Source organism: Halovenus amylolytica (assembly GCA_004015825.1).
Taxonomy (GTDB): Archaea; Halobacteriota; Halobacteria; order Halobacteriales; family Haloarculaceae; genus Halovenus; species Halovenus amylolytica.
Window position 1 is genome coordinate 193,665 of the sequence record SAYS01000005.1, and the last position, 20,278, is coordinate 213,942.

Genomic DNA, 20,278 nt, shown 5'->3' on the forward strand with positions numbered 1-20,278 from the left:
TGCGTTCAGTTTGCTACATAGACTTTCTGTGTTCAGCAACTTGTTCTTCTCAGAATCATGGATATTCGCTCTCCTCGTGTGAAATAGCGAGGCTTCGCTCCAGATTGTGGATGACAGACTTGATAACGAGTTCGCGGAACTGCTTCCACCAAAGATGTGACCGCACGAATGCCCCGAATTTCTGTTTGATCGCAGCGTTGACCGTCTCGTTCGTATTCGGCGATTGTAGAGGTCGCTGTCCAGTCGTGCATTCCACGCTTTGTGGAGAGATGTAAATTCCCGGTGTTTAATCAGTGGCCGAATATCGTAGTCACGGGCGAGCTGCCGGAGCGTCTGGTCATCATATCCCTTGTCACCAGTCAACGCTGCGCTGGACTCTGCATTCCGTTTCACGACCCGTGGCGCAATCTGCGTGTCGTCGTTAGATGAATGTCGAGAACGGCATTGGTCGCTGTATCGACCAACAGCGTCGTCTTCAATTGTTGTATGATGAGATTCGTTCGCTTCGTGTAATGGACTGAGATGTGGGCTCGTTCAAACCCAGAGGTATCGATACCGGTGACACCGTTCAGCGGCAAGTCCGCGAGCGAGACGTTCAGTATCACCCGCCAGACGGCCATCTCCAGGCGGTCGAAGGCTTTGCAGAGTGTCGAGGGTGCGGGGATCTAATCGAGATCAAGGGCGGCTCGAATGCAGGCATCTCGATGAGTTCGTCAACGAGATCGCGGTACGTGGTCGTCTTCTTCACTTTGAGACAGAGCAAGACGACGTGCTGGCGGAGCGTGAATCGTTTCCGCGAATAGCGCGTCGAGAACCGAGAAACAGCACGGCGAGCCAGCACGACAGCACGTTCGACGAATCGGAGGAGACGTGACTTCGGGAGGGAATCCATTCTGGCTCGCGATACTCACCAGTCATGTTTGTCAGCACGGGTTTCAACAAGGCCCCGTTTTCCAAAATTCAGCGCAACTCCAGTTACGGGTGGTTAGAAAGCATAAAATTCCAGATCCGCGGAACAGAAGTCTCTGGACAGTGTCTGCTACTCGTGGCAACTGCACTCTCTGTAACCAGTATACCAGTTCCGTACTGAGTGATTACTGCAATTCTGGAACATTTCTGGCGAGACAGCTCGAAACTGCTAATTAGAAACGAATGTGAACTCGGGTGAACTGCACGTGCGAAGGAGTGACTGACTCGCGTGGTACGACCCATCATTAATGATTGTTCATCCAATTCTTAAGCTAAATATTTTTCAATTATGTATATTAGCGTGGCAAAATCGGACAAATGCACGCAGTTTAAACAGCTACAGACCATACGGTAGAATGCAATGGCAACCAAAACAGATGCGACCCAGACCCCGGAGATTCGACTCAAGGACAACCCCCGTCCCGAGGATCTCGATGCGACAGAGAGCCCGATTGCTCGTCTGATCGCTCGACTCCGGTAAACACTGGTCGTCCCCCGCGCAGTATCGTCCCCTAACTATCCCTCATAAGCGGTTTTTCGGGATATTTCCTGGATCGCGAGTCTCCACTGGGCCGCTATATAACGGTCGAACAGCGTTAGGATTAACAACATGCGGAAAGTAAGAGTGGATATGAGCACAACCGAAGACAGTCCCCAGCACTCCGGAATTTCGGTCACGGAGGGCGCCGCCTCGGAAGCACTCGACTTGCTCGAAGGTGAAGACCTCGACACGGACATTGCTGGGCTTCGGTTATACGTCCAGCAGGGTGGCTGTGCCGGCCTCTCGTATGGGATGCGCTTCGAACACGAACCGGAAGAAGACGACACTGTCTACGAACACCACGATCTCCGGGTGTTCGTCGATCCGGCGAGTATGAACTACATCGAAGGCTCGAAGCTCGATTACGAGGGTGGCCTCCAGGGCGAAGGATTCCACGTCGAGAATCCAAATGTCGTCAGTGAATGTGGCTGCGGTGAGAGTTTCCGGACCTAGTCTTCTAGCTCGAACGCGACGGTTACTTCTGCCTGGTACTCCCTGTCCTCGACACTCGCTATTTCGACGCCCATCTCGTCGACTTCGATCCAGTGGACGTTATCGATCGTCTCTTCGGCCCTGTCGATCGCATTGTCGACTGCATTTTCGAAACTTTCCGGACTCGATCCGATCAGTGTGACTTTCTTGAATACCATGATTATCCCCAGGCGCACGACCCGTTTCGTGCATCCAGTCTAACTATCTCACAGAGTGACAATATAGCTAGGGGGAAGACTGACCGCTCAGCTGTGGATGATGATCCGCTTCATGGATAAAGCAACTACTAGCCTAATAGTGTAGTATCAGATAGTAATCTATGTACATTATAGTCGATAATTAAGTAATTCTGGAATAAAAGTACCTAATCATTCAAAAATATGCCTAATTATTGAAATACCTAGTATACCTATAGGGCTATCTTTAAGAATCAGTTAGATAATGGTGAAATGTCGTATGTCTCAGGACAAAAACGCGGCTGAAGAAATAGAAACTGGTAGTTTGATTCCAAATAGGCGAGAATTTTTAAAATTAACTGGTGCAGTCACAGGTGGCAGTCTCTTGGCAGGGTCGGCTGCGGGAGAACCAACGGAGGAACTGCTCGATCAGAGTACACTCCCACAACAGAGTGAAAAGCCAGAGGTCAGAGTTATCGCAACCGGTGGAACAATCGCGAGCACAGAAGGCGCAGCAGAAGAAGGTGGTTATTCGTTATCGGAGCAGGCAGAGGCGATCGTCGAGGCAGTACCGGCGCTCGATTATTTCGTCGACATCACGTACGAGCAAGTCGCACAGAAAGGAAGTTCGAGTCTGCTCGTCGAGGACTACGTCGCAGTGGCAGAAGCTGCGATGGCGGCCGAAGCCGAGGGAGTCGACGGCGTACTCGTCACACACGGGACGGACGCGATCGAGGAGGATGCCTACTTCAACGATCTCGTCTTGGATCTAGATATCCCTGTTGCGTTCGTCGGCGCACAGCGCGCAGCGGACGCAACGAGCGCTGACGGGCCGAAAAACCTCCTGACAGCTGTTCGGATGATTACGCGCAGGGAGTTCCATCTCGACGAGGAACCGAGTGGTGTGTACCTCGTGATGAACGAGACGATTCACGCAGCACGAGACGTGACCAAAGGCCACACGATACAGGTACAATCATTCACCTCTGGCCCGGCTGGACCCATTGGGATCTTCACTGACAACGAACTCGTGTTGTACCGCGACCCGGGGAGTTATTCGTCCAACATCGCTACAGAAAATCTGGATGCTGCGTCGGAGATGACTGTGCCAATCGCCGCCACCGGTGCCGGAGCGGAGGCGTACATGATCGAACAGGCGGTCGCCGGCGCGTACGATGTCGACGGGATCGTGATCCAGGCGACAGGGTGGTGGGGTGGCACAGCGCCGGAAGTCAGTGACGCGACGGAGGCTGCACTGGAAGCCGGTATTCCAGTCGGGAGAACGACACGGGTCCACTGGGGACCGATGAACCCCGGCTACGACGAAGATCGAGAGGGTGACATCGTCGTTATGGAGGATCTCCCGTCGTGGAAAGGCCGCCTCCACATGATTGCGGCACTCACACTGACAGAGGGTAGTTCCACGTCGGAGGAGCCACTGGAGGTTGTCAGACAAACTGTCGACGAAGGCAAGTACGGCACACGAGTTACCGCACCGTCGACCATCGAGACCAACTAGAACCGGAACCCGACGGATCCACACGACTGCTCTTTTTATTGGTAGTCGACTTCGCCTTCACCCTCGCCGACCCACGCCTGCCGGTCGGGTTCACGTGACTCGATCGGATCGAGATCGTTGTACCAGGGTACGTTTTTCAGTTCTTCCTTGTTGAGCGCGAATTCGTCTTTCGTGTCGGCGACGAACTCGAAATTCTGGGTGAGGACGATCGCTTCGACGGGACAGACCTCTTCACAGAGTCGACAGTAGATACACTGGCCGATGTGGAGGTTGTACTGCTCGCCGTTTCGCTTGTCGTCCATCACGATCTGGATCGTATCGTTCGGACAGACGTTCTCACACTGTCGACACCAGATACACCGCTCCTGGCTGAACTTGTGGACGCCACGGAACCGCGGCGAGACGTCCGGCTCCTCTTCGGGGTACGCGACGGTGAACGTTTCCCCGTCCAGAGCGTGTTTCATCGTCGTTGCGAGGCCTTTGAGGACTCCGATCATGGCTCGTCACCTCCACGTTGGATCTCGATGGTTGAATAGTTCACGTTGGTAGCACCCCCACGATGATCGCAGTGAGGAACAGGTTCGCAAACGCCAGCACCAGCAGGCCCTTCCAGCCGATCTCGATCATCTGATCGATCCGAACCCGCGGCACCGCCGACCGGAACCACTGGGTGAGCAAGAAGACGCCCCAGATCTTGATCAGGAACCAGACGATTCCCGGGAGGATCGGCCCGGCCGGCCCGCCGAGGAAGATCGTCGCGATCAGCGCACCACCCAGGAAGATGTGGACGAACTCACCGAGATACAGCAAGACGAAATACACCGAGGAGTACTCGGTCTGAAAACCGGCGACGATCTCCTGGCCCGCCTCGGGTAGATCGAACGGGTTCCGGCCGACCTCCGCGAGGTTCGCCGCCAGGAAGAGGACGAACGCGAAGGGGTTGAGGATCGCGTACCACGCCGGAATCGCGATCGGACCGAGTTCGACGAGTGTCTGGCTCTGGGCCGCGACGATCTCGCTCATCTGCAGGGATCCCGCGAAGATGACGACCGAAATCCCGGTCAGGATCAGCGGAATCTCGTAGGCGAGGTTCTGTGCGACAGCGCGCAACCCACCCAGAAAGGAGTACTTGTTGTTCGATGAGTAGCCGGCCATCACCAGCGCAACCGAGGCCAGTGAGGCGACCGCGAAGACGTAGATCAGTCCGACCTCGGGATCAGCGAGCTGAATGCCACTCCCCATCGGAATGACGGCGAAGCCGAGCAACGCGGAGCCCGCGAGCAACACCGGAGCGATGTCGTAGGCCGGACGGTCGACACCTTCGGGGATGATCAGTTCCTTCGAGAGGAGTCGAACCGAGTCGACGATGATGTAACCCAGTCCCATCGGCCCGATCTTGTCGATGGCGATGCGGTCCGTGAACGCGGCGGTGATCTTCCGTTTCGCCCACGGTCCTGCGACCGCAGCCTGTGCGAGGATGATCGAACCGACGAGGACCGCACCGAGCAACGCGCCGACCAGGTCACCAGCGATGCCGCCGATACCGAGCAGATCGCTGATCGTATCCGGCAGCGTCATCGATCTACCTCCCCGAGGACGACGTCGAGACTGCCGAGTGAGGCGATCAGATCCGGAATGTACTCGCCCTCGGACATCACTTCGAGTGACTGGAGGTTACAGAACGCTGGACTCCGGATCTTGAACCGCGCCGGCTTGGCCGTGCCGTCCGACCGGATGTAGATCCCGAGTTCACCCTTCGCACCCTCGACGGCCCGGTAGATCTCCGTATCCGGATCGGGTTTGAGTGTCCGCGGCACGTTCGACTGGATCTCACGGTCGTCTTCCGGCCACTCTTCGAGAACGTCCACACACTGGTCGATGATCCGGATCGACTCGCGCATCTCTTCGAGACGGACGTACGCACGCGAGTAGTTGTCACAGCCATCGTCCGTGATGACGTTCCAGTCGAGTTCGTCGTAGTAGCCGTACGGATCGTCCCGGCGGAGGTCGTAATCGATGCCCGACCCTCGCGCGACTGGCCCCGTACAGCCGTACTGTTTGGCCTCTTCTGGCGGGAGGATGCCGGTATCCTGCACCCGCATGTGGAAGATCTCGTTCGATGAGAGCATGTTGTGATACTCCTGGAGACTCTCCGGGAACTCCGCGGTGAAGTTGCGGATCTTCTGGAAAAAGTCCTCGCGGGGTTCGGGCAGATCCCAGGCGACTCCACCGAGGCGCAGATAGTTGAACATCAGCCGCTGTCCGGTGAGATCCTCGAGGATGTTCTCGATTCGCTCCCGGTCGGTGATGGTGTACATAAAGAGCGCAGTGAAGTCACCGTAGATGTCGAGTCCGAAGGTGCCCACTGCGAGCAGATGTGATGCGATCCGACAGAGTTCCGCACCCATCGTCCGGATGACCTGTGCGTACTCCGGCACGTCGATATCTGCCAGTTCCTCGGCAGTTCGGGCGTAGGCCCACTCGTTGAGGATTCCGGAGGAGAGATAATCCCACCGGTCGGGGTAGGGCATGATCTGGTGGCGGTACGTCGACTGCTGGCACATCTGTTCCTCACACCGGTGCAGGTAGCCGATATCTGGATCGACGTCGACGACCTGCTCGCCGTCGAGCACCGTCTTCAGGTGCAAGACGCCGTGGGTCGCCGGGTGGTGTGGTCCGATGTTGAGAAACATCGTATCCGAATCGCCGGACTCCCTGGTTTTCGTCTGCATCGGGTTGGGGTTTTGCTTCAGCGAGACGATCTGCGGTTTCTCCTGGTTGTAATCGCGGGAGAGGGGATGACCCTGCCAGGTATCGGGGAGCAAGATTCGACGCAGGTCCGGATGCTCGTCGTACTCGATGCCGACGAGGTCGTAGGCCTCACGTTCGTGCCAGTTTGCTGTCTCGTAGACACCGGAACCGCTCTGGCTTGTGGGGTTGTCCGACGGTGTCGGAACGACGATCGACAGCTCCTGGGTCGGATCTTTGTACTTTTTCAGGTGGTAGATCGACTCGTAGCGGTCCTGATACTCCTGGGCGGTGACACAGGACATGTGATCGAAGCCGGCCCGCCGTTTCAGTTTCGAGAGTACCGTCGCGACTTCGTCCGCACGAACGACGAAGCCCTCCGTGTGAACGTGCTGTTCGCGGTCGAGGACGTGGTCGCCGAGCAAGTCGGCGAGTTCGTCGAAATCCAGTTCGCCCTCGGGCCGTTCGCCATAATCGAGGTCCCGTTGCTCCAGACTCATGGTGAGTCAGCCCAGTTGTACCGCATGACGAGATCGTCTTCGTCGATATCGTCGGCCAGTTCCTGCACGAGTTCGTCCGGTTCCAGGTCGCCGAACTCCTGGAGTTCGTACGGTTTGACCGTCACCGGTGCGCTCTCGCCGGCCCTGATCTGTTCCTGGAGTTTGAGGATGCCGTAGACGAGTGCTTCCGGGCGGGGTGGACAGCCGGGGACGTGGATGTCGACTGGGATCACCTCCTCGGCGCCCTTGATGACGTTGTACCCCTCCTGGAAGGGGCCGCCGGAGATCGTACACGATCCCATCGAGACGACGAACTTCGGCTCGGGCATCTGGTCGTAGACCCGTTTCATCCGGGGTGCGAACTTGGAAACGATCGTCCCCGGGACGATGATCACGTCGGCCTGCCGGGGGGAGGCACGTGGTACCCCCGCGCCGAAGCGGTCGACGTCGTGTTTGGTCGCGTAGTGGTGCATCATCTCGATGCTGCAACACGCGATCCCGAACAGCAACACGAACATCGAGTTGCCCCTGACCCAGTTCATGAACGTATCGAGTTTCGTCAACATGAACGGGGAGCTCCCGAAGGCTTCCCGGAGCTTCGAGTTGAAGCGTGAATCGGCGCCCTCACCCATTCGCTGTTCCTGTTTGGACTGTGCCTGTTCCAGTGTATCGTGTAGGTGGTCGTTTTTGCTCATGAGTTACTCTATCCGCTGGCGTTCGGCTTTCGGGCTTTTCACCCAGCTGACTGCGCCTTTGCGCCACGCCCACGCGAGTCCGACGACGAGCAGTCCGATGAACGCCGCCATCGGCAGGAAGGCATCGACGAAGCCGATCTCGGAGACCGCATCGTCGAAGATGACTGTCCACGGGATGATGAAGACAGTCTCGATATCGAAGATGACAAACAGTAGCGCAACCATATAGTATTGGATATTAAATCGGAGCTGGCGGCTGCTCCCCGTCGGTACCTCGCCGCTCTCGTAGGTCGCTCGTTTTCCCTGTTCGGGGACACTCGGCCGTATCAGCCACGATACAAACATCATCGCCAGCGGAATCGTGACAGCGACGACGATCAGCGCCCCGATTGCGATCCATTCACTCATTTCCGTCTCTGTCGAGTGTTTTGGAGCGGCCGCATATAAGGATTGATTGTTTCGATTTCCAGCGACGATTTGTCCACGCTCCGTGGGTATTTTGTTCCGTTTGTTCGAAGATTTGCCTCGGCCCCTGACGATCACTCACGCCAGTCCTGAAACGCCGCTGTTCCACCCGAATGAAGTTCCTCCGAGACACCCGCCACAGCCTCTTTGAGATTCTCGTGGTAGTCGACGAGTCGATCCCGGAGTTCGGTGTGCTCGCGGGCGAGGATCTGGGTCGCCGAGAGGGCTGCATTGAACGACTTGCCGGCGTCGACCGCGACGATCGGCGCACCCTGTGGCATCCCGATCACGGACTGCAGCGATTTCTCCTGGACGGGTACACCGATCACCGGCAGCGGGTACGCGATCGAGGCGGTCATGTTCGGCAGGTCGGCGCTTTTTCCACCTGCGCCCGCGATGATGACGTCGATACCTCGATCTGCGGCCGTCTCCGCGTACGCGTACATTAGTTCGGGGGTCCGGTGTGCGGAGACGACGTACGTTTCGAAAGTGTAACGCGCTTCTGGTGGATTCTCGTAGTCGGTCTGTTCCTCGAACCCCAGGTCGGTCAGAATATCGTACGCACCTGGTCGACCCGTCTCGGAGCCAGCCATCACGTCGAGATCCGAGTCTGACCCCATTATTATCCCGATCTCTGGCGTCTCCTCGGACGATGTCTCCAGCTCTGCCTCCGCTTCGAGTTCTGCGATGAGTCTGTCGAGTTCCTCGGTTCCCATACCGGGGTCTGTGGGCCGGCCGTACCTAAGGGTTCAGCATTTCGATCGCTGGCCGCGAGCGCTCACTCCTGGCGTTCGACACGATGACGCACCACGTCGGCGTCCTCGTCCCACTCGAAGTTGCCACCGTGAGCGTGAACCATCCGTTCTCTGTAGGCGTCGAGATCCTCCGAGCCCTCGCGGCGTGCATCCTCGTCGGTCATATCGCCGAGTGTCCGTTCGGTGACGTCTACTACCTCGAAGGTATCGCCGTCGAGTTCGAAGGTATCACCCTCGTCGGCGTACCGATTACCGCGGTGGATCTGGCTCATCTTGCCGGCCGCGACGGCCTCGACAGTTCGGCTGTTCGGAAAGAGGTCTTCGGGATCGATCTCTGCCATATCCGAAGATTGGCCTCCGGGGCAAAGAATGGACCGACGCCGACAGCTTCAAATCTATCCACACACTGCACACAGTGAACGTGGGCTCTGAATTCGGCTTCGAACTCCAGGTCTGCCAGTGGGCCGAAGAGTACTGGCCGCCAGAGCGGTCGCGGGAGCGGCCGGTGATCGTCGCCCGCCAGCTGGGAACCAGACACCGCCGCTGGGATACCCTCGTCATCGAGTGTGATCCAGCGGGACTCCGACAACGTGCCCACTTCGGCAGCGACCGACTCGACTCTGATCTGTTGCACGTCGTTCGTCACGCGCCCGCGGAGTGGCAGTGGTACCGCGACGCCCTGCCCCATCCAGGCTACCCCTGGCAGTACGTCCGCGAGGCGGTCCACCGCGCGGCCGACCGCGGGCTGATCGACCGGCGACGGAGCGGGAACAAGATTCAACTGCGGCGCAAATACGAGTATCCAGACTGGATACACCGAATTATTGCCATCGAGAACAAACCCGATCTCGATGCGAGCGCGGCACGGAATCTGCTCGCCCAGATCGAACGCGACGTAGCACTTGGTCTCGCCGACGAGGTCTGGATCGCGACCGAGGCGACCGACGAACGCATCGAACCGGTGTTGCTGGAGGATGTGCCCGTCGAAGCGGGAATTCTGACGATCGACCGTGGTGACCGCGGACCGGCTGTTGCGAATGTCCGCTGGCAGCCTCGCTTGCTGGCACCCAATGACCCCGGAACGCGGATTCTCGACCGCCCTGACGGTGGGGGCTACGACGCCTCTGCCTGCCGGTTCGAGTACGCCGATCCAGACTGGAAAGCCGGAAAACGCCGGGCGATTGCCGAGCGGGCCTACGAGCGTGGCTGGCGGTCCTACGCCGAATCGATGCGACCGGACTGCCGGCATTTCGAACTCGAACCCACAGAATCGGTCGCCAGGCCCTACTGTCGGGCCAAGTGCTGCGCCCAGACGCCGAATCAGTGTGGCTCGTCGTGTCCGGAGTTCGAGCCAGAGCCGCCGACCTGGCGACAGCAGGGCTGGCCCATCGAGGGCGGACCCGGTGCGGGGATCAAGCGCCTGCTCGCCGCGCAACGGGATCGGAAGCGACCAGAGCCAGATCGGTAGTCGGACTGTCCTCAGTTGGACGACATCCACCAGGGCTGCGGCGCTGATCACCTCCGCCCTCGACGGTAACGACTATCTTGACGAATGTATCGCCACCAGTATGACTCCCGTCGAGCAGTTCTGTTGCATTACCGCATATCGAGAATAATCGGAGTATTTGTATAGTAATATAGAGTATTAAGCATATGTATTCGTCTGGTTGGGGCCTGGTGGAACGATGAGCACGGAGACGAACACCGGGACCATGCTCTCGGAGAACGGAGTCGGGACCGACGGTGCTGTCGTCGAGTCGCTGGTGAATGCTCCGACAGTCGGTCTGGTCGTCGTCGACCCGGATGGGATCGTTCACTGCATCGACGAGGCGGCCCAGCGGTACTTCGATACTGTCGAAGAGCAGGCTGTCGATACCGGGAGAGAGTGTTTCGTCGAGTCGTCGATCCGGGCCGCCCTGAAGGAACCGGACCAGTTCCCGGACCAGGAGGGTGGTGTTGAGAACTCCGTCGATCTCCACGTACTGCCGGCAGCAGAACGCGAGGAACGGTGGCTCCGGTACTCCCGGACACCGATCACCACGGGCCAACTGGCCGGTGGGCAGCTCGAACAGTTCGTCGACGTGACTGCCGAGTACACCAGAGAGCGGCTCGAACAGTACCGGAGTATCGCCGAGACGACAGACGACGCCGTCTTCGTCGTCGACAGCAACTACACTGTCGAGTATGCGAACCCTGCTGCAGAGACACGGACCGACCGTTCAGTGTCGGCACTCACCGGGAAGTCGATCCTGTCGCCCTTCGAGGACCTGCTCGTCGGGGATTCGAACGTAGCAGAGTTGCGTACGTCACTGGAGCAGGTGTTCGAGGGGACCGCCGAAGAGTCGACAGTCGTAGAACTGCAGCTTGCTACACCGACAGGATCGAAGACGTACTGTTTCGACTGTACGCCAGTTGATGGGACGCGGAAGGCGATCGTCAGTGTCAGGGACGTGTCGGCGAAGCGGCGGCGAGAGCGGCGATACGAGACGCTCGTCGAAAATTTCCCGAACGGGGCCGTGACACTCGTCGACGAACAGCTCGAATACCAGCTAGCTGGTGGAAAACTGTTCGACGAGTTGGCGCAAACACCAGCCGACGTCGAGGGATCGAATGTCGGGGATATCGAGTCGGGGGACCGCGACGTGTTCGTCGAGAGCTATCAAGCAGCACTGAACGGTGAGACAACCAGTGTCGAGACGAGCATTGACGATATGACGCTGCTCCTCCGGACACTCCCGGTCGCCGACGAGGATGGCACCGTTCGGGCGGCAATCGGCATGACGCAGGATATTACCGAGCGCAAAGAGCGGGCCGAAGAGCTCCGGTGGAAAAGTCGGGCACTGGACGAAGCACCGGTCGGCGTCGCGATTACCGACCCAGAGCAGGACGATAACCCGATGATCTACGTCAACCGTGAGTTCAGCGACCTCTCCGGCTACGACTCCGATGCGGTGCTGGGTCGCAACTGTCGGTTCTTGCAGGGTGAGGAGACCGATCCGGAGACCGTGGCCAGGATCCGTCAGGCGATCGACGACCAGCGACCGGTCTCGGTCGAACTCAGGAACTACCGCGCCGACGGGACGGAGTTCTGGAACGAACTCCACATCGCGCCGGTCCGTGACGAGACAGATACCGTCGTCAACTTCGTCGGCTTCCAGCAGGAGATCACCGAACGGAAAGAACAGGAACGGAAACTGCGTGACGTAAACCAGTTACTCGATATCGCCCTCACCGAGACCGACACCGGTATCTGGATCCTCGGACAGGACGACGACACTGTGAGGGCATTCGGAACGACGACAGAGCTGTTCGACTTCGAGCCGGGAGCGCACAGTCTGGAGAGATATCTGGCGTTGATCCATCCGGCGGATCGCCCACTCGTCGAGGACGCCCTCGAAACCGCGCGGGAGCGTGAGGAGCGGTTCGACATCGAGTTCAGGGTCCAGACGGACGAGACCGAACGCTGGGTCCACAGTCGCGGGGCCGTCTCGGCGGACGACGGCGGCGATCTGCGGATGGTCGGTGTCGTAACTGATATCACTGCCCGCAAGCGGCGTATCGATGCGCTCGAAAAGCGCGAACGCATCCTGAACGAGTTGCACACTGCGACCCGCGAGTTCTATCCACCGGGCACACTGGACGAGATCGCCGAGTTCCTCGTCGAGTTCACACAGAACGCTTTCGATGTCTACTGTACGAGTGTCAAACAGTACGACGAGGAAACAGGTGCTCTGGTCCCCACAGTTCAGTCTGGCCCCAGCTCCGACAACGACTGCACAATTGGTATCGTCTCCCCCGGTTCGAACCCTATCTGGGAGGCATACCGGACGGGTGAGACGCGGCTGTTCGCAGATGCGGTTGTCGAAGATCTTCTCACTGGAATCGACGTGGATGCCACCCAGTTGCTGGTCGCTCCAGTGGGTGATTTCGGCGTCATGACTGCCGTCACGACCGCCGAAGACGGGTTCGATGCCGTCGACATCAGTCTCACAGACGTGTTGACAGAAAACGCCGAGTCCGCCTTCCAGCGCCTCCGCAGTGACAAGGTCCACACTGCGATCACAGCGGAGCTGTCGGCCCAGCAGTCCCGGGTCGACGAACTGCGGGGATTCATCGACTCCGTGCAGGCTGTCCAGCGACGTCTCGCTGACAGTGACAGCCAGGATGCCCTCGAAACTGGCGTCTGTGAGGAACTGGTCGCGATGGACCAGGTCGATTTCGTCTGGATCGGCCGACCGACAAGCGAGGATACCGACCTCTCGCCTGCCGCGTGGGCGGGTGATGCGGAAGGGTATCTGGACTCGGTTTTGACTGACAGATCCGACCAGTCGCTTCCGGCACAGCGGGCCGCAGACGACCATCAGACGTACTCGCTCGGGAGTATTGCCGGCCACGTCTTCGACGGGTCCTGGGCGAAAGACGCCCTCTCCTACGAGTTTAGCAGCGTCACCAGTATTCCGCTCGTGTACGACGGTGTCCTCTACGGTGTCCTGACACTGTACTCCCGTAGTGAAGACGCCTTCACGGAGATCTACGAGGATCTGTTCGCCGATGTCGGCTCGCTACTTGTAAACTACAGCCGGATCCTCGATCAGCAACAGGTCGGCTCCCAGCGGATACACACCGAACTGGAGTTCAAACTCACCGACTCGACGTACCCGCTACAGCGCCTCGCAACGGAGGCCGAGAGCGCGATCAGGCTCGATACGGTTGCCGAACGCTCTGCTGACCACGTCCGTATTCTGGTGACCGTCGTGGAGGGGGACGCGACGACGGTGCTCGACCGGGCCGTCTCGATGACCAGTATCGACGCCGCCGACTGGTTCGGTGACGCCGAACACAGCCAGCTGAGTCTGCTCGTCCGGAAGCCATTTCTCGCATCAGTTGTCAGCAAACACAGCGGGCAACTGCGCGAGTCACGCTCCGAGGAGTGTGGCACGACTGTTCGCATCGACATCCCGGAAAACGTCTCCGAACGGCCGCTGTTCGATTCGCTGACATCCCGGTACCAGAATATCGACCTCGTCGCGAAGCGACAGGCCCACAGCCGGGCGATCCCCGACACCCAAGAGATCACGGATATTCTCACCGACCGGCAGTCCGAGATACTCAATGCGGCGTTTCACGGCGGCTACTACGAGACGCCGCGCCGGGTGAAAGGTGAAGATCTCGCGGCGAGTTTCGACATCTCCGGCCCGGCGGTCTACAACCATCTGCAGGCCGCTCACCGGACACTGCTGGAGACGATTTTCGAGTCACAGGCTGAAAATAACGATTGAGAACGAAGGGTTAACTGTCTAACCCCCGCTGGCGGCCCGCTCTTAACTGGTTATCATCTTAGTTGAACCAGCCGGAGTGATTCTCTGGATGTATGAGTCTTCCAGAGAAATTACGGCTCGACAGTCTGAATCTCCGGCCGAAACTCATCGCGTCGTTTCTACTCGTCGCGATGCTGGTCGCCGCGACCGGCGCACTCGGCTACGTGAGTGTCGGGGAGCTGGACAACGAGGCCCATCACATCGCACAGGAGGGTGAGAACCTCGACGGGACGATGGAGATGCTCGTCGCGGTCGAACAGCAGCAGGTCGCAGTGCAGGCCGCACAGTTAGACGAGCCAGACGCACGGACGAGCTACGACGAAGCGAGCGCTAATTTCGAGGAGCATTCAGCGGCGATCGATCTCGATAACGAGCAGGCGATCGCAGAAAAGCAGGCACTCGTCGAGACTCACGAGGAGTACAATGCGCTGGGCACAGAGTATTTCGAGGCCAAGGCTGCCGGTGACGAGTCAGCCGCAGCGGCCTCGCTCGATGATCTGAACACGCTGCGAACGGATATGGAAGACCAGGCCCACACACTCGAAGAGACCGTCCAGGAAGATATGGCGGCACAGGTGGCAGTTGCCGACAGCACGACGCAGACCACACAGATGGAGATGCTCGGGCTCACGCTGCTTGCCTTTATTTCGGCGATCGGCATCGGTGTGGTGCTCAACCGCCACATCACGCCACCGCTGAAACAGCTCTCCGAATCCGCTGTGTCGATCAGCGAGGGGAACCTCGACACCGAGATGGACGACCGTGAGATGGACGACGAGATCGGGGAGATGGTCGACGCCTTCGACGACATGCAGCGGAACCTCTCGGGGGTCTTCGGGGATATCCAGGACGTGAGCACGAACCTCGAAACGGGGAACCTGCAGGGAGACGTCGAGACAGAGTACCCAGGCACGTACGGCGATATCATGGTGAGTCTCGACGACGGGACCGACGAACTCACCGGCAGTTTCGACGAGATCCGGCAGGCGAGCCAGGCGCTGCGTCAGGGCCAGCTCGACCAGCGGATCGACGCCGACCGTCCGGGCGAGTACGGTGCGGTCCTGGCAGACTTCCAGAAGGGCACTGACCGACTCTCCGAGAGTTTCGGACAGATCTCGATGGCAAGCAACGACCTCAAACGGGGCGACCTGAGCCAGGATATCGAGACGGACTACCCGGGTGAGTACGGTGAAGTGCTGCGGAACTTCGAGGACGGCGTCGATAATCTCTGTGAGAGCGTCAGAAATGTGCAGGCGATTACGGACGACGTCTCTACCTCCAGCCAGGAAGTGGCTGCGAGTGCCGAGGAGATCGAGACGGCAAGTGACGATGTCGCCACCTCTGTGACCGAGATCTCACAGGGTGCAGACGTGCAAAGCGAGAAACTCCAGACCGTAGCCGGGGAGATGAACGACATGTCCGCGACCGTCGAAGAGATCGCCTCCTCCGCGGAGGAGGTTTCCGCGACTGCCCAGACGGCAGTCGAACGCGGCCAGACCGGCCGGGAGTACGCATCCGAAGCCACCGAGGAGATCCAGGCGATCGAGTTACGGGCCGAAGATGCCTCCGAACAGGTCGGGGCGCTCGACGCGGAGATGGACCAGATCGGCGAGATCGTCGAGATGATCTCCGAGATCGCAGAGCAGACGAACATGCTCGCACTGAACGCCTCGATCGAGGCCGCCCGGGCTGGCGAGGCGGGCGAAGGGTTCGGTGTGGTCGCAGACGAGATCAAGTCGCTCGCCGAAGAAGCAGGCAACGCGACGACGAAGATCGAAAACCGGATCGAGGAGATCCAGGCGACGACTGGTGACACCGTCGAGGATATCGAGGAGATGAGCGAGCGTGTCCAGAGTGGTGCGGACACGATCGAAGACGCAGTCGAGATGTTCGACGAGATTGCGAATGCAGTCGAGCAAGCAGAGAGCGGTATCAGGGAGATCAGTGACGCGACCGACGATCAGGCGGCATCCACCGAGGAGGTCGTCTCGATGGTCGACGAGGTGTCGAGTGTCAGCCAGCAGACTGCCGCCGAGGCGACGAACGTCTCCGCCGCGTCCGAGGAACAGGCCTCCTCGCTGTCGGAAGCGAGCAACAACATCCAGCAGCTCTCGCAGCTGGCCGATCGGCTCCACGACAACGTCGCGGATTTCGACGTGGGTGGACAGTCACTCGGTTCGTCGGCAGCCCACGGGGTCGCCGAGCAGTCTCTGCGAACGGAGACCAGCCACCACTCCGAGTCAGACGCACCGACGGCCAGTGAGGGAGCCAACAACGAACACAGCAAGCCAGCGAAGGACCCGCGGGAGTCGAACGTGGACACGATCGAGCCCTGGACGGATATCACGGCCCCGGACACGAACGGTGACTCCGAGGACGAGAAGACGGATCGTATGGAGCCAGAACAATGACGACTGCAGCCCCGGAGCTGACTCCACCGGACCAGATCCTCGAGTTCGCCATCGGCGAGCAGCGGTACTGTGTCAGTATCGATGCTGTCGAGGAGATCGTCAGAGCAAACGAGTTGACCTCGGTACCGGATTCGCCGCCGCAGGTCGCAGGGATCACGAATCTACGCGGCCAGACCACGACAGTTCTGGATCTGAGGCGTATCTTCGATCTACAGACGTCCGGTGACAGCCAACAGGTCGTCATCATCGAGGGCGAGGAGCGGATCGGCTGGCTGGTCGACCGCGTCAGAGAGGTCAGCAGTCTCCGTGACGTAGACGTCGATTCCGTCGATGACAGTCCGTACGTCAGCGGGGTCATCAACGACGATGGCTTCATCATCTGGGTCGAGCCTGAAACCGTCAACGGCTCGGTCTCGACTGATCAGAACTGACGTCGATAGTGCGCGCTCGACCAGATTCGTCTGGTCGATGCTCGGTTTGGGCAGACACCTATCAGGTAAGGTGATAAACTCATCACCTGTTCAGCCCACTGTCATAACGAGATGGATGAAATACAGTACGAAGAACGTAGAAACAAAGCATTATTTTCGACGCCTGCGGACGGCGAGTGGATCGCTTCCGATAGTATCGTAATTCTGGACGATTGGGCGTAGGGCGTCTTCGCTGTCTGTTCTGCCGACCGAGCAGTCGCTCGGAGGCTAGTGTGGCTGAGGGGAGTAAGCCCCCTTCTGTTGTCGGCATTCGGCTAAGCATCCGAACCATTCGCCGGGCTACCTTGTCGGTCCGGACTTGCACCGGTGAGGATTCACCGTTCCATCCGTTCTCTTCCGTCAGGGTGACGAAGTCACCGTCCCTCGGTGGGTTAGCTCCCCGTTGCTTCGCGGTTTGACCGTTCGCGCGGGGTTCGCACACCTCATCGGTCGGGAAGAGTGGTATCGTTTCTGTTCCAGAGCCGGCGGTCTCCCACCCCGGGTTTGCACCCGGTCACCTGCCCGACTGGTGGGGGGACTTTCCTCATGTCCCTAACGCTTTGCCAATCGGCACAGCGGTCCGGGACACGGGAGCCGGTCTCCCTCTGCCACTGCCTGCTAGGATACGGGGGACAGTAAGCCGTTCGATCGACTGCTGTCGAGAAAACTCGGGGCACTGCAACCGAATCACTCGAAGACGATCCGTTGCTCTGGTTCGATCCGTACGCGCCCACCGATCGGGATCGGGGCCGTCGGATCTGTGTGTCCGAAATCCAGGTCGAAGACGATCGGCAGTTCTGGGTTGTAGCGGTGAACCTGCTCTGTGATCGTCTCACGCTGAGTGGTTCGATACTGCTCACGCTCGTCCTCGGATCTGGACTCCCGCCAGTTCTGTGTCGCCGGCCGGCCGACGAGTACCCCGTCGAACCGTTCCAGCAGTCCACGCTCACCGAGACACGTCAGAACACGCCTGACGCGGTCGGCAGAGGGGATATCCTCGGAGGTTTCGAGGGCGAGAATTGCCCCGTCGAGTCGTTCGGGTGCGGGCAGATATCGGTCGGTCATCAGTTGCCAGGCGACAATCGACAGACAGCCACCCCAGAGCCGCCCGGAGACGGTATCTGAACTCCCGCGCCAGCGCCAGCCCAGTGGCTCGTAATCGAGGCCAGCATTCGCGTACTCCGCTTTCGAGTGATGCCAGCCGACAGTGAGATCCGCCCACTCCCCGGCAGCGTCGAGTTCCCCGATGGAATCTTCGAACAGCACACGGCGGAGATACCGCTCGCTGTAGGGATGGAGTTCGGGTGTCGCGACCTGATTGAGCAGCTGCCCGCCGTAGAAGGAGACGATGCCCTGATTCCAGAGAAACAAGGCGAGATTGGTGTTGTCGCTCATCCCGAACAACCGGGTCGGGTGATCGGCGAGTAGTTCCGGGTCGAGATAGTTGAGCACTCGGATCTGGTCGTCGCCACCGATGGTCGCGAATATGGCGTCGATATCGGGGTTAGCGAACGCCTCGTGGATTGCCGCGGCGCGCGCTCGGGAGTTCTCGCGGAGGAACGCATCCGACTGGCGAGCAGTGGGATAGACGACCGGATCGAGGTCAAAAATCTCTTCGAGTCGATCCAGTGCGAGTTCGAGAATGTGCGGGACCGCCCTCGCAGCGCCACTCGACGGGGCGATTACGGCGACCGAACTTCCAGGTTCGACAGGCGACGGCGTGACGAATCTGCCCATGAGAGCGGCGTCGACACAGGGACAGTTATTCGTTTCCCCGGACTGGACCAGCTCGGAGCGTGTTCTTTCTCTTTGAGAATCGATATCCGGCTATATTGCAGTCGAGTCCGTAATCACAACTATGCCGGAAGAAGAGCTATTCAAAACCGAGAGACAGGTTACGAGAACAGAGATTGCCGACACGTTGCGCGGTGTGGCGGATCAGATCGAATCGGGCGACGTCACGCTAGTGAGCGACACAGAAGAACAAACCGTGCCTGTCCCGGATCGTCCCCGATTCGAGGTCGAACTCGAACGACTCACAGATTCAGAAACGGGAGACCAGCAGTACGAACTCGAATACGAGATCAGGTGGACGAAATAGCGGGTTCCGTCCGGCAGTATCAGTCGGTACTACCCAGGTTCCAAACGCCCATTATCGTCGACACGCTACGGGGGAGCAATGTCGCGACGGAGTGCGTTGCGCCGCGTGGGAGTTGTCATCCTCGCAGCGAATGCGCTGCTCGCACTCGCGAAGGGGCTGGTCTATCTCGAAAGCGGCAGCCTGGCGGTCGGATCCGAGGCAGTCAACAGCCTCAGTGATTTCGGCTACAGCCTCGTCATCGTCGGTGGCCTCTATCTCACGACCAAACCGCCGGATTTCGAACACCCCCATGGCCACGAGCGGATCGAACCGTTCGTCTCCCTGTTCATCGCACTGGGGATCTTCGCCGTCGGTGGAATCGTCATCTGGCAGTCCGCGCTCGCCTTACTCTCCGGAGAGATCCAGGTCGCCCGTGGACCGCCAGCCGTCGCCGTGCTCTCGTTCAGTGCCGTCGTCAAGTACGGCCTCTACCGGTACTGTCTCTCGATCGGGAACAGCCACAACTCACCCGCGTTGCAGGCGACTGCGATCGACAACCGTAACGATATCCTCGCCTCGACAGCAGCGCTGGCTGGCGTCCTCGGCGCTGTCGCCGGCTACCCTGTGCTCGATCCACTCGCAGCGATCCTCGTCGGTGGTGCGATCCTCTACTCCGGTGTCGAGGTCGTCCGTGACAATCTCGACTACCTCGTCGGGGCGGCCCCGCCAGAGGAGTTGCGGGTGGAGATTCTCGACCGGGCGCTCGACCATCCCGATGTCGAGGGCGCACACGACGTCGTCGCCCACTACGTCGGCCCCGAAATCGACGTGAGCCTCCACATCGAGGTCGAAGGTAATCTGACGCTGCTCGAAGCGCACGAGATCGAATCCCAGGTCGTCGAATCGATCGGGGAACTCCCCGAAATCGACGACGTGTTCGTCCACATCGACCCGAAGGAGGCTGGGGAGTGGAAAGACGACGAACTCGTCGCGGAGCTCGCTGACAGATACAGGGCGGAAAGTCCCCCATCGGAGAGAGCCAACCACGACGAGACAGACCCCGCGATGGACGGTGGCGATCCAGCTGGCGTCACAGGACAGGACACTCGCGAGCAAACTGACGAGTAGCGCCGGGTCGA

General features: G+C 59.4%; 17 protein-coding genes, 1 other RNA gene and 2 pseudogenes. 9 read left to right on the forward strand and 11 right to left on the reverse strand.

Going from position 1 to position 20,278, the window contains the following annotated elements:
• Window positions 1-55 precede the first annotated feature (55 nt).
• Window positions 56-892: pseudogene (locus EOW68_RS05730) on the reverse strand (IS5 family transposase).
• 708 nt (window positions 893-1,600) lie between these two features.
• On the opposite strand from EOW68_RS05730, the gene EOW68_RS05735 reads away from it, so the two are divergent.
• A complete protein-coding gene (locus tag EOW68_RS05735) occupies window positions 1,601-1,963 on the forward strand; it encodes a HesB/IscA family protein (protein ID WP_128224197.1) in 363 nt (120 codons plus the stop codon).
• Here the strand turns inward: EOW68_RS05735 and EOW68_RS05740 are convergent.
• Entirely contained in the window at window positions 1,960-2,160 is a 201-nt protein-coding gene (locus EOW68_RS05740; protein WP_128224198.1) for a dodecin, read from the reverse strand. The two genes, EOW68_RS05735 and EOW68_RS05740, sit on opposite strands and share 4 nt — an antisense overlap.
• 403 nt (window positions 2,161-2,563) lie before the next feature.
• Here EOW68_RS05740 and EOW68_RS05745 point away from each other — a divergent pair, with 403 nt between their 5' ends.
• Complete coding sequence (locus EOW68_RS05745) at window positions 2,564-3,697, forward strand: asparaginase (protein WP_431358767.1); 1,134 nt, start codon at window positions 2,564-2,566, stop codon at window positions 3,695-3,697.
• Between the two features lie 35 nt (window positions 3,698-3,732).
• Here the strand turns inward: EOW68_RS05745 and EOW68_RS05750 are convergent, their stop codons facing one another.
• The 7 genes from EOW68_RS05750 to EOW68_RS05780 form a co-directional block, all read right to left on the reverse strand.
• Window positions 3,733-4,194: a NuoI/complex I 23 kDa subunit family protein gene (locus EOW68_RS05750; protein WP_128224200.1), complete on the reverse strand. Its 462-nt coding sequence runs from the start codon at window positions 4,192-4,194 to the stop codon at window positions 3,733-3,735.
• Between the two features lie 40 nt (window positions 4,195-4,234).
• Window positions 4,235-5,275 carry a complex I subunit 1/NuoH family protein gene (locus EOW68_RS05755; RefSeq protein WP_128224201.1) on the reverse strand — a complete coding sequence of 347 codons (1,041 nt, stop codon included), beginning with the start codon at window positions 5,273-5,275 and terminating at the stop codon, window positions 4,235-4,237.
• A complete protein-coding gene (locus EOW68_RS05760) occupies window positions 5,272-6,945 on the reverse strand; it encodes an NADH-quinone oxidoreductase subunit D (protein ID WP_128224202.1) in 1,674 nt (557 codons plus the stop codon). Before EOW68_RS05760 ends, EOW68_RS05755 begins: the two co-directional genes overlap by 4 nt.
• On the reverse strand, window positions 6,942-7,640 hold the full coding sequence (locus EOW68_RS05765) for an NADH-quinone oxidoreductase subunit B (protein ID WP_128224203.1): 699 nt from the start codon (window positions 7,638-7,640) through the stop codon (window positions 6,942-6,944). Before EOW68_RS05765 ends, EOW68_RS05760 begins: the two co-directional genes overlap by 4 nt.
• 3 nt (window positions 7,641-7,643) lie before the next feature.
• Complete coding sequence (locus tag EOW68_RS05770) at window positions 7,644-8,048, reverse strand: NADH-quinone oxidoreductase subunit A (protein WP_128224204.1); 405 nt, start codon at window positions 8,046-8,048, stop codon at window positions 7,644-7,646.
• A 131-nt stretch (window positions 8,049-8,179) separates the two neighbouring features.
• The gene (gene purE, locus EOW68_RS05775; RefSeq protein WP_128224205.1) at window positions 8,180-8,821 is read right to left on the reverse strand and encodes a 5-(carboxyamino)imidazole ribonucleotide mutase; all 642 of its coding nucleotides are present in this window, start codon (window positions 8,819-8,821) and stop codon (window positions 8,180-8,182) included.
• A gap of 62 nt (window positions 8,822-8,883) precedes the next feature.
• Complete coding sequence (locus EOW68_RS05780; protein WP_128224206.1) at window positions 8,884-9,201, reverse strand: ASCH domain-containing protein; 318 nt, start codon at window positions 9,199-9,201, stop codon at window positions 8,884-8,886.
• A gap of 80 nt (window positions 9,202-9,281) precedes the next feature.
• Between EOW68_RS05780 and EOW68_RS05785 the strand changes: the two genes are divergently transcribed.
• From EOW68_RS05785 to EOW68_RS05800, 5 genes and pseudogenes are all read left to right on the forward strand, one after another.
• Window positions 9,282-10,328 (forward strand): DUF5787 family protein, encoded by a 1,047-nt coding sequence (locus EOW68_RS05785; protein ID WP_431358768.1) that lies wholly within the window; start codon window positions 9,282-9,284, stop codon window positions 10,326-10,328.
• A gap of 217 nt (window positions 10,329-10,545) precedes the next feature.
• A complete protein-coding gene (locus tag EOW68_RS05790) occupies window positions 10,546-14,139 on the forward strand; it encodes a PAS domain S-box protein (protein WP_128224208.1) in 3,594 nt (1,197 codons plus the stop codon).
• Window positions 14,140-14,795: 656 nt separating this feature from the next.
• Window positions 14,796-15,242, forward strand: a pseudogene (locus tag EOW68_RS18520) (HAMP domain-containing protein); the annotation flags it as partial.
• Between the two features lie 54 nt (window positions 15,243-15,296).
• The gene (locus EOW68_RS18525; RefSeq protein ID WP_431358770.1) at window positions 15,297-16,589 is read left to right on the forward strand and encodes a methyl-accepting chemotaxis protein; all 1,293 of its coding nucleotides are present in this window, start codon (window positions 15,297-15,299) and stop codon (window positions 16,587-16,589) included.
• Window positions 16,586-17,020 (forward strand): chemotaxis protein CheW, encoded by a 435-nt coding sequence (locus EOW68_RS05800; RefSeq protein WP_128224210.1) that lies wholly within the window; start codon window positions 16,586-16,588, stop codon window positions 17,018-17,020. The genes EOW68_RS18525 and EOW68_RS05800 overlap by 4 nt, the downstream gene beginning before the upstream one ends.
• 274 nt (window positions 17,021-17,294) lie before the next feature.
• Here the strand turns inward: EOW68_RS05800 and rnpB are convergent.
• An RNA gene (gene rnpB / locus EOW68_RS05805) (RNase P RNA component) lies at window positions 17,295-17,669 on the reverse strand.
• Between the two features lie 77 nt (window positions 17,670-17,746).
• Window positions 17,747-18,796: a S66 family peptidase gene (locus tag EOW68_RS05810; RefSeq protein ID WP_128224211.1), complete on the reverse strand. Its 1,050-nt coding sequence runs from the start codon at window positions 18,794-18,796 to the stop codon at window positions 17,747-17,749.
• A gap of 121 nt (window positions 18,797-18,917) precedes the next feature.
• Here EOW68_RS05810 and EOW68_RS05815 point away from each other — a divergent pair, with 121 nt between their 5' ends.
• Both EOW68_RS05815 and EOW68_RS05820 read left to right on the forward strand, forming a co-directional pair.
• The gene (locus tag EOW68_RS05815; RefSeq protein WP_128224212.1) at window positions 18,918-19,160 is read left to right on the forward strand and encodes an amphi-Trp domain-containing protein; all 243 of its coding nucleotides are present in this window, start codon (window positions 18,918-18,920) and stop codon (window positions 19,158-19,160) included.
• 78 nt (window positions 19,161-19,238) lie between these two features.
• Window positions 19,239-20,267, forward strand: coding sequence for a cation diffusion facilitator family transporter (locus tag EOW68_RS05820; protein WP_128224213.1), 1,029 nt, complete (start codon window positions 19,239-19,241; stop codon window positions 20,265-20,267).
• Window positions 20,268-20,278: the final 11 nt, after the last annotated feature.